2 protein-coding genes are annotated in these 1,451 nt (G+C 66.9%); one reads left to right on the top strand and one right to left on the bottom strand.

The genetic code is table 11. The features are described 5' to 3' along the window. Positions 1–563, bottom strand: a 563-nt coding sequence (locus ABZT47_RS40305; protein ID WP_354854097.1) for a TetR/AcrR family transcriptional regulator, incomplete at its 3' end; no start/stop codon positions are given. A 145-nt stretch (positions 564–708) separates the two neighbouring features. On the opposite strand from ABZT47_RS40305, the gene ABZT47_RS40310 reads away from it, so the two are divergent. After that, the coding region (locus tag ABZT47_RS40310; protein ID WP_354854100.1) for a glucose 1-dehydrogenase at positions 709–1,451 on the top strand (743 nt) is incomplete at its 3' end.

Here is a 1,451-nt window from a genome sequence, read left to right on the forward strand (position 1 = left end):
ACGCGTTCGGCGCTCACCTCCCAGCCCGGCACCAGGAGCGTCGGCCAGAAGACGTAGTTGGAGATCATGCCCAGGAACTGGGTGGCTGCGAGGTCCACGTCTTCGACCCGCACCGTTCCCGCCTCGTGCTCGGCCAGGAGGTAGCCGCGTACGGACTCGAAGTAGGGCATCTTCCCGTGCGAGAACTGCGCATTGGCGAGTTCGGGGAATCGCGGCAGCTCGGCGATGACGATTCGGAACAGGTCGGTCATCTGGGCGCGGCTCAACAGCTCGGCGTAGCGGCGACCGATGGTGCTGAGCCCGTCGACGACGTTGCCTGCCGGCGGAGGATCCTCCTCGTCAGCGGTTGACCAGGCCTCGGTGACCATGGCGTCGAACAGGGCGGCCTTGCTCGGAAACTGCTTGAACAAGGTGGCCCGCGAAACGCCCGAGCGCTCTGCGATCCGCGCCAGCGACGTCCGGTCGTAGCCCAACTCGAGGAACAGCGCGGTCGCGGCCGTCATGATCAGCGCGCGCTTCTCCTGGGCGACGCGCTGGTGATACGTCGTCACGACCCGGCTCATGGGGCGAGTATACGAGGTGAGTGGCTTGACTCACCATTGCCATCCGCCTAGTGTCGAGGCAGTGGTGAGTCACTCGGCTCACCATTGGCCGGCCGTTCATCACTGATGATCCCGGTCGGTCACCCACGTAACGAAGGAACATCCGATGCGCCGCTTCGACGACCAGACCGTGCTCGTGACCGGTGGGACCGGTGGCCAAGGCTCGAGTCATGTACGTGCCTTTCATGCGGAGGGAGCGAACGTGGTGATCGGCGACATCGACGCCGAACGCGGCGCCGCTCTCGCCGACGAGCTCGGGACCCGCGCTCGCTTCACCCGCCTCGACGTCACCGACGAAAGCTCGTGGTCCGCTGCTGTGCTGGCCGCCGAGAGCGCCTTCGGCGCCTTGAACGTGCTCGTCAACAACGCGGGCGTCCAGAACCCGCCGGCGCCGATCGAGAACACGGACCAGGCCACGTGGTCGCGCATCCTTGATATCAACCTCACAGGGACCTTCCTCGGCATCAAGGTCGCCGCCCCCGCTCTGCGCCGCGCAACAGGGGGAGCCATCGTCAACATCGCCTCGACGATGGGCCTGGGCGGCACGGCGCGCTACGCGCCGTACGTCGCCAGCAAGTGGGCCGTGCGCGGTCTCACCCGAACGGCGGCGCTCGAGCTCGGCCGGGACCACATCCGCGTGAACACCGTCCACCCCGGCGTGATCGCGACCCCCTTCATCCACGAACCGGCAGTCGGCGCCACCGCGGCGATCGCCGACTTCTACTCACCCGAGCCGTTCGCCATCCCCCGACTTGGAGAGCCGGCCGACGTCACCCGGCTTCTGCTGTTCCTCACGTCATCAGACGCGTCGTTCATCACGGGGTCGGAGTACGTCATCGACGGTGGACT

Source organism: Sphaerisporangium sp. NPDC005289, from assembly GCF_040607455.1.
GTDB lineage: Bacteria > Actinomycetota > Actinomycetes > Streptosporangiales > Streptosporangiaceae > Sphaerisporangium > Sphaerisporangium rhizosphaerae.